This window comes from Pedobacter sp., from assembly GCF_045628745.1.
Lineage (GTDB): Bacteria > Bacteroidota > Bacteroidia > Sphingobacteriales > Sphingobacteriaceae > Pedobacter.
This window is the reverse complement of sequence record NZ_JAZQPU010000176.1, coordinates 1-8,564: the sequence shown is the minus strand read 5'-3', so window position 1 is coordinate 8,564 and position 8,564 is coordinate 1. Positions and strand designations below refer to the sequence as shown.

Here is an 8,564-nt window from a genome sequence, read left to right as displayed (position 1 = left end):
GTATGGGTTTTCATAGCTGATCGTTAAACTTAATTAATAATTTACTAACATCAGTTATTATGTAAATCAAAAGGCTATTCTTATTTTGGCGCAAACAAACACTGAAACTATGAATTATAAAGTAATTACCACTTGTATTGTACTTTTTGTAAGCTCATTGACTACAAATGCACAACAATCCAAAACAGCAGATACGCCAAGGCCTAAACTGGTTGTCGGAATTGTTGTAGATCAGATGCGTTGGGATTATCTATATCGTTTTTACCAAAGATATGGCGACAAAGGATTCAAACGTTTGTTAAATGAAGGTTATTCTTGCGATAATACTTATATAACGCACGTTCCTACTTACACAGCCGTTGGCCATAGCTCCATTTATACCGGTAGTGTACCTGCCATCCATGGCATAGCAGGTAATGACTGGATTAACCAGGCTACAGGAAAAAACGTTTATTGTACGGAAGATGAAAGTGTAACCAGTGTTGGTACAACCAACAACAGTGGTAAAATGTCTCCCAAAAACATGTTGGTTTCAACTGTTACAGATGAGTTAAAGTTAGCCACAAACTTTAAATCTAAGGTCATTGGTATTGCTTTAAAGGACCGTTCCTCTATATTGCCTGCAGGTCATTTCGCTAATGCTGCATATTGGTATGATGGAGAAACTGCTAATTGGATATCCAGCACTTATTATCAAAAAGATCTTCCTAAATGGGTACAGGACTTTAACAACCAAAAACAGCCTCAGGCTTTTTTAAGTAAAGACTGGAATACGCTTTATCCTATTGAAACCTATATGCAGAGCATTGCAGATAACAACATTTATGAAGGAAAGTTTAAAGGATCTGCAGCTCCGGTTTTCCCTGTAAAAACTTCTCAGTTAATTAAAGATAACGGATATGGATTGTTGCGCTCAACACCATTTGGTAATACAGTAACTTTAAACTTTGCTAAAGACGCTATCATCAAAGAAAATTTGGGCCATAATGAAAGTGGTGCTACTGACTTTCTTGCGGTAAGCCTTTCCTCCCCAGATTATATTGGGCATCAATTTGCTGTAAATGCGGTGGAAATTGAAGATAACTACCTTCGTTTAGATAAAGACCTGGAAGAGTTGTTTAAATTTTTAGACAAGAACATTGGTTCTGCCGATTATACTGTTTTTCTAACCGCGGATCATGGTGCAGCGCATAACCCTCAGTTTATGATCGACAAAAAAGCCAATGCCGGATACTTTGATTCTAAAGGCACTTTAAAGAATTTAAATGATGTATTAACGAGCACCTTCGGTCAAAATAATATTGTTTTAAGCCTTACAAATTACCAGGTGCAGTTTAACAATGTGTTGATTAAAGCACAAAAACTTAATAAAGCGGCACTTAAGGAAAAAGCAATTGAATTTTTACGTGATGTTGATGGCGTAGCTTTTGTAACCGATATGGATAAGGCTGCAGAGGCTGCTATTCCATTAAGAATCCGTGAACGCATTGTGAATGGTTATAATTATAAAAGGAGTGGATCTATCCAAATTATCTTAGAACCACAGTTATACAGTGGTACAGCAAAGTCTACAGGAACAACTCATGGAAGCTGGAATCCTTATGATTCTCATATCCCATTGGTATTTATGGGTTGGGGAATTAAAACCGGTAAAACAAATAAAGTTTTTAGCATGACAGATATTGCCCCTACTGTTGCAGCCTTGTTAAACATCCAGGAACCTAATGGAAATATTGGCTCTCCAATTACTGAAGTTTTAAAAAGTCAAAAATAGATAGATTTGTTCATCTTTGCGTTATAACATTAACAGCTGTAAAAAGCTATATTTATTGAGGCCTGCACCATCCATGCGGGCCTTATTACCTTTAAAAATAGATGATATGAAAAAAACCTGTATTGCGTTAATATTATTTTTCTCTTCAACAGCCCTCTTTGCGCAAAACTATGCGGCACCAGATTATGGCTTTAGGTTAGGTCTTACTGCTCATCCTACCTTTGGTTGGTTAAAACCAGAAAAGGGGAAAGGCGATGGCTTGAGTTTAGGCTTTTCTTATGGTTTACTGGGCGATTTTAATTTCGCTGAAAACTATAGCTTCTCCACAGGTTTAACGGTAACGACCATTAATGGTAAAAGTACCGAAATTGATCCGCCTTTTTATCACAACGGATCTACTAACAATACAGGTACGGCTTATAACCTAAAATACAAATTACAATATTTAGAGCTTCCTTTTACAGTGAAGTTAAGGACGAGTAAAATTGGTGATATCAGCTGGTATGGTCAGTTTGGCTTATCTAACGACTTTAACATTGGCGCCAAGCAGGACGTAGAAGTTGGGGGCAGGTCTTTGGTAAGCGATCAAAACATCAACGACCAGACTAAATTTTACAGGGCTGGTTTAATTTTAGGTGCCGGTGGAGAGTTTGACCTTGATAACCGCTCCAGCATTACCGCAGGACTTACGTATAACAATGGCTTTACCAATATTGTGAAAGATTCTGGTAGAAACGTACGCAGTCATTACATCGGCATTAATTTTGGTGTGTTTTTCTAATGAGTATGAAAATCGCATTAGCCCAACTGAATTACCATATTGGAAACTTTGAATCCAATACACAGAAGATAATTGACCATCTTCAACTCGCTAAAAAGCAGGGTGCAGACCTTGTTGTCTTTGCTGAATTAGCCGTGTGTGGTTATCCGCCAAGAGATTTCCTGGAGTTTGAAGAGTTTACCGATCTATGTGAAGCAGCAGCACAGCAAATTGCTGCTCATTGTCAGGATATTGCCTGCATCATTGGCCTGCCTGTAAAAAATACACAGGTGGCCGGTAAGGATCTTTACAATGCTGCCTATTTTATTGAGGCGGGAAAAGTAAAAGCGGTTACTAAAAAGGCCCTGTTGCCTAATTACGATGTTTTTGATGAATATCGCTATTTTGAACCTGCAACTACCTTTGAGTGCATAGACTTTAAGGGGGTAAAAATTGCCTTGACTATTTGTGAGGATTTGTGGAATATCAACACCAATCCTTTATATGTGGCTAACCCAATGGATGAGCTGATTAAGCAAAATCCAGAGGTGATGATCAACATTGCTGCATCGCCTTTTTCTTATTGTCATGATGAGGAACGTGTGGTTGTGCTGGCCGACAATGCGAAGAAATATAACTTGCCACTCTTATATGTAAACCAGGTAGGGGCACAAACGGAAATCGTTTTTGATGGTGGCTCTTTGGTATTTGATGCTGATGGCAACATCCTTGATGAAATGCCTTACTTTAAGGAAGAACTCCGCGTATATGAATTTGCCGACGGACAGCTACAGGGCTTACAACCTATTCAACGTGTACAGGAGCCAGACATCGCCCAAATTCATGATGCACTGGTTTTAGGTATCAAGGATTATTTTGATAAATCAGGCTTTAAACAAGCTGTTCTAGGTTTATCTGGAGGGATTGACTCTGCCATAGTCTGTGCCTTGGCTTGTCGTGCTTTAGGGCCTGAAAATGTGATGGCTGTATTAATGCCCTCTAAATATTCATCTGACCATTCCATTCAGGATGCGATGGATTTAGTGAACAATATTGGCTGTGTGCATGAAGTGATTGCTATTAAAGATGCTGCTGATGCTTTTGATAGCATGATGGCTCCGGCATTTAAAGGTCTGCCATTTAACCTTGCAGAAGAAAATATACAGGCACGCTGCCGGGGTATTGTGGTTATGGCCATGTCTAACAAGTTTGGTTATATTTTGCTGAATACCTCTAATAAAAGCGAGTGTGCAGTAGGCTATGGTACCTTATATGGCGATATGTGTGGTGCCATTGGCGTCATTGGCGATGTTTATAAAACACAGATTTACCAGCTTGCCGCCTATATTAATAAAGACACAGAAGTTATCCCTGAAAATACAGTGGTTAAACCACCTTCTGCAGAGCTGAGGCCAGGACAGAAAGACTCTGACTCCCTGCCAGATTATGATACCCTGGATAAGATTTTATACCAGTATATTGAATTGCGGAAAAGCTCTTCCGCAATTATAGCACAGGGTTATGAGGAAGCTTTGGTTCGCCGCATCATCAAAATGGTGAATACCGCAGAATTTAAACGCTACCAAACTCCACCTATATTAAGGGTTTCTCCAAAAGCTTTTGGTATGGGTAGAAGAATGCCTCTTGTAGGTAAATACCTCTCTTAATTATACCGCCGCCTTTGTCTTTTTTATCCACCTTTTATAGGGGATAATTAAGGCAAGCAGCAGCGCGGCTACACATAGTAGTTTTGCTATTAAATCGCCACTCTTGGTGTAAAAGGTGAGTTCGTCATTCAGGTTGATATCTGCTTTTAGAGCAGTCCTGGTCCACCATTCACTTTTCTGCACCACATTACCTTTCTGGTCAATAAAGCCAGAGATTCCTGTATTGGCAGACCTCACCACCCAGCGGCGGTTTTCTATAGCCCTTAATTTGGCGTATAAGAAGTGCTGATCTTTTCCGGTGGTATTACCCCACCAGCCATCATTGGTGATGATAGCGATAAACTGTGCCCCTGATTTTACAGACTGGCCAATCCAATCTCCCCATAAAGATTCATAGCAAATAACAGGAGCCACACCAATGCCGCTGTAGGCATAAAATACACCTGGTTTTTCTTGCCAGCCCCAGCCACCAACCGTACCACCTAATTTAGCAAATACAGGTTTTAAAAAGGCCATCACTGTTGGGAAGGGTAGTTTTTCAACCCCCGGCACCAATTTAGATTTATGGTAAAATTGAACTGCAGCAGAGTTCTCCACTTGCATGGCCGTATTGAAATGATCAAAATATAAACCGGAATTAACATCATGTGTAGCACTCAATGTCTGCGGCTCATTATAGGTCTTTACCGTTTCCATGCCCGTTACCAGTGATCCATTGGGGTACTTTTGGATAAACTGCTGCAACAAGGTAAACTCCTGACTGCTGCGGATGCGGTCTTCATTGTTATAAGTAGGCAAGGCTGTCTCCGGCCAGAAAAAATATTCTGTATTTGGCTGCGCAATAGAGTCAGAAAGATGCGTTAGGATATCCAGTTGCTCTCCTGCGCTGATGTTACCATATTTTTGGTAGGGATCTATGTTGGGCTGTACCACCACCACATTAACAGGGTTTACTTTTTCTTCATAAGAATAATACCTGCTGAGTGAAATTGCTGCAGGAAGAATAACCACAAAGGCCCATATGAAAGCAGGTCTATATTTAAAATAACCTTGTTGAGTTTTAAATGCTTTATAAGCTTCAAAGGCACAAACATTACTCAATAGTATCCAGAGCGAGCCACCATAAATACCTGTGCTTTCATACCATTGTGCCAACTGGTGCATGCCTGATAAGCCATTACCCAGGGTCATCCATGGAAATGAAAGGTCCCAGCTTTGGTGGAGGTATTCCATGGCAATGTAAAAGCTGATTAAACCCGCATAGCTTAATTTTTTAGAGGTATACAGGCTTAAACGATGATAGAGCCAAAAAGCAAAAGTCATCAATAAAGCGCCAAGTCCATAAGGAATAAGGGATACTAAAAAGGCTACTATAAAGTTATTATCTGCACTAATGGCATTGTAAACCCAATAAATGCTAGCTGTATTCCATACTAAAAAGGTAATGCCGGCGGTTAGAAAAATGTGCTTTCCTTTCTTTACAACATTACTGTTTTTAATCTGATCAATTGCAATCAGCAAAGGAACAAGCCCAACAAGGAGCAAAGGTGTTGTATAGGGCATAGGAGGCCATGCTAACCACATTAAAAACGCACTTAGTATGGCTAAGCCTACGGTATTTCTTGAAATCATTTTTTAAAAACTTTCTAATATACTGGCTTTTTTAGCCTCGTATTCTTCTTGTGTAATCAATTGCTTGTCAAATAAAGATTTTAGCTTCCTTAATTTAAGCGTAGTCTCATCTTCTGGCTCCGGTAATTTTTCTTGTACCGGTGCAACAAAGGTTTCAACAGGTGCAGCTTCTATGGCTGCGGGTTCTATTGCTATAGGTTCTTCCTGAACTGAAGAATAACTTTCTATTGCTTGTTTTTCTTCTTTTTCAACTTGTGCCAGCGATTCTTTATATGCAGCTAATTTTTCTTGAGTAGCTTGAAAAAGCTTGCGTGCCTGTGCTTTAGGAATATATTCAGTAACGATATTCTCTCCTTGCTGCGGTACACAGATAAACTTAGCGCCAAATAACTCTTCTTTAAAGGACACCTCCTTAATGCTCTTCCATGAAATATCTTTAAAGTTCATGGTGATACCGAAGTTTGCCGGCTCGCAATAAAATAGACGCTTATTGCTCAGCGCAATGCAATCTGGCATCAAATTAACAGCAGGTCTTTTCTGTACGGCTATATAAAGAAGCTCTTCATTGCTGCTCAGCAGGTCGGTTAATTTTCCTACCACCTTTTCAACAGTTTTAGGATCTTGCTCTTCGGCTAAAAATTTATCTATTGACATCATGTGTTTTAAAATTGTGCAGCGGTTGACTACTTTTTGTAATCAGGTCTGTCTGCTTTTGTTTTCTTTTCTTCAGGTTTCCCTGCAACACAAATTACAAATTCTCCTTTTAAAATATTGTTTTCAAAGTGTGATTTTATTTCAATAAGTGTGCCTCTTACCGTTTCTTCATACATTTTGGTGAGCTCCCTGCTCACTGAAGCCTGACGTTCTTCACCAAAGAACGCGGCAAATTCTTCCAGTGTTTTCAACAGGCGATGTGGGCTTTCATATAAAATAATGGTTCGCTCTTCTTCTGCCAGCTTTTTTATGCGTGTTTGGCGTCCTTTTTTTACAGGTAGAAAGCCTTCAAAAACGAAGGCATCTGTAGGTAAGCCAGAATTAACAAGCGCTGGTACAAAAGCAGTAGCGCCGGGTAAACATTCTACCTGCAACTCATTTTTAAGCACTTCCCTCACCAGGAAAAAACCCGGATCGGAGATAGCTGGTGTGCCCGCATCTGATATTAAAGCTACATTTTTACCTTCTTTCAAAAATTTGATGATCTCTGAAGTCGCCTTGTGCTCATTGTGCTGATGATGGGAATAGGCTTTTTTGTCTATATTAAAATGCTTCAACAAAGGTGCACTGGTTCGTGTATCTTCCGCTAAAATTATGTCCGCTTCTTTCAATACCCTAATGGCTCTGAAAGTCATATCTTCCAGGTTCCCTATCGGGGTAGGAACAAGAAATAGTTTACCATCCATGTTCAGTGTCTCCAAACTCTTATTATCTTTGTTCAAAATATATAAATAATGCTGCAAGTTAACTATATCCGTGAAAATAGAGAGAAAGTTTTAGAACGCTTAGGTTCCCGTAATTTTAAACAGCTCGAGCTGGTTGATCAAATTATCCAATTGGATGATGAACGCAAACAAACTCAAACTTCCTTAGACAATCTTTCGGCTATAGCAAATGCAAGTGCAAAGCAGATCGGCGAGTTGATGCGTAATGGCAAAAAGGACGAAGCTGAAGCACTGAAAGCAGAAACAACGGCCAATAAAGAAAAGATAAAAGCTCTTTCTGATCATTTGGCTGTTGCTGAACAGGAGTTACATCAATTGTTGGTGCAGCTGCCTAATATTCCACATCATTTGGTGAAAGCTGGTTCTACGGCAGAAGAGAATGAAGTTGTTTATGTTCACGGTGCGCCGGCAGAACTCAATGAGCAGGCTTTGCCACATTGGGAATTGACTGCAAAATACGATATCATTGACTTTGAACTGGGTACGAAAATTACTGGTGCTGGCTTTCCTGTTTATAAAGGAAAAGGTGCACGTTTACAAAGGGCATTGATCAATTTCTTTTTAGATCATGCTACTGCACAAGGTTACCGTGAAATGCAAGTACCTCTTTTAGTCAATGAAGCATCAGGTTTCGGTACTGGTCAACTGCCAGATAAAGAAGGACAAATGTATCATTCTACAGTAGACAACCTTTATTTAATCCCTACTGCTGAAGTGCCGGTTACTAATTTATACCGCGATGTCATTTTAAAAGAAGAAGAACTTCCTGTTAAAAACTGTGCTTATACACCATGTTTCCGTCGCGAAGCAGGGTCTTATGGTGCGCATGTCCGTGGTTTAAACCGCTTACACCAGTTTGACAAGGTTGAAGTAGTACAAATTGCTCACCCAGACAAATCTTACGAGATTCTGGAAGGCATGAGTGCTTATGTACAATCCTTATTGCAGGAGTTAGGCTTACATTACCGTGTGTTGCGTTTATGTGGTGGCGATATGGGCTTTACCTCTGCCATGACTTACGACATGGAGGTATGGAGTGCTGCACAACAACGCTGGCTGGAGGTTTCTTCAGTATCAAACTTTGAAACTTACCAAAGTAACCGCTTAAAATTAAGGTTTAAAGGTGCTACGGGCAAAACCCAGTTAGCGCATACCTTAAACGGAAGTGCATTGGCATTGCCAAGAATAGTAGCTGCTATCTTAGAAAACTATCAAACACCTGAGGGCATTAAAATTCCTGAGGCCTTAGTAAAATATACTGGTTTTGATATGATCGATTAATTAACGATTTC

7 protein-coding genes are annotated in these 8,564 nt (G+C 39.8%); 4 read left to right on the top strand and 3 right to left on the bottom strand.

What is annotated here, in order from left to right; genetic code table 11:
- Positions 1-109: 109 nt before the first annotated feature.
- The 3 genes from pafA (at position 110) to ACR2F7_RS07005 (ending at position 4,201) form a co-directional block, all read left to right on the top strand.
- The gene (pafA, locus tag ACR2F7_RS07015) at positions 110-1,774 is read left to right on the top strand and encodes an alkaline phosphatase PafA (protein WP_432712869.1); all 1,665 of its coding nucleotides are present in this window, start codon (positions 110-112) and stop codon (positions 1,772-1,774) included.
- 106 nt (positions 1,775-1,880) lie between these two features.
- Positions 1,881-2,555 (top strand): porin family protein, encoded by a 675-nt coding sequence (locus ACR2F7_RS07010; RefSeq protein ID WP_432712868.1) that lies wholly within the window; start codon positions 1,881-1,883, stop codon positions 2,553-2,555.
- Positions 2,556-2,560: 5 nt separating this feature from the next.
- Complete coding sequence (locus ACR2F7_RS07005; protein WP_432712867.1) at positions 2,561-4,201, top strand: NAD+ synthase; 1,641 nt, start codon at positions 2,561-2,563, stop codon at positions 4,199-4,201.
- On the opposite strand, the gene lnt is transcribed toward ACR2F7_RS07005, so the two are convergent.
- Genes lnt through rsmI form a run of 3 tightly spaced genes read right to left on the bottom strand, consistent with a single transcriptional unit; the run spans position 4,202 to position 7,233 of the window.
- Positions 4,202-5,833, bottom strand: coding sequence for an apolipoprotein N-acyltransferase (lnt, locus tag ACR2F7_RS07000; RefSeq protein ID WP_432712866.1), 1,632 nt, complete (start codon positions 5,831-5,833; stop codon positions 4,202-4,204).
- A gap of 3 nt (positions 5,834-5,836) precedes the next feature.
- Entirely contained in the window at positions 5,837-6,490 is a 654-nt protein-coding gene (locus ACR2F7_RS06995) for a PH domain-containing protein (protein ID WP_432712865.1), read from the bottom strand.
- A 26-nt stretch (positions 6,491-6,516) separates the two neighbouring features.
- Positions 6,517-7,233 carry a 16S rRNA (cytidine(1402)-2'-O)-methyltransferase gene (gene rsmI / locus ACR2F7_RS06990; protein WP_432712870.1) on the bottom strand — a complete coding sequence of 239 codons (717 nt, stop codon included), beginning with the start codon at positions 7,231-7,233 and terminating at the stop codon, positions 6,517-6,519.
- A 48-nt stretch (positions 7,234-7,281) separates the two neighbouring features.
- Here rsmI and serS point away from each other — a divergent pair, with 48 nt between their 5' ends.
- Complete coding sequence (gene serS, locus ACR2F7_RS06985) at positions 7,282-8,553, top strand: serine--tRNA ligase (RefSeq protein ID WP_432712864.1); 1,272 nt, start codon at positions 7,282-7,284, stop codon at positions 8,551-8,553.
- The last annotated feature ends 11 nt before the right edge of the window (positions 8,554-8,564 follow it).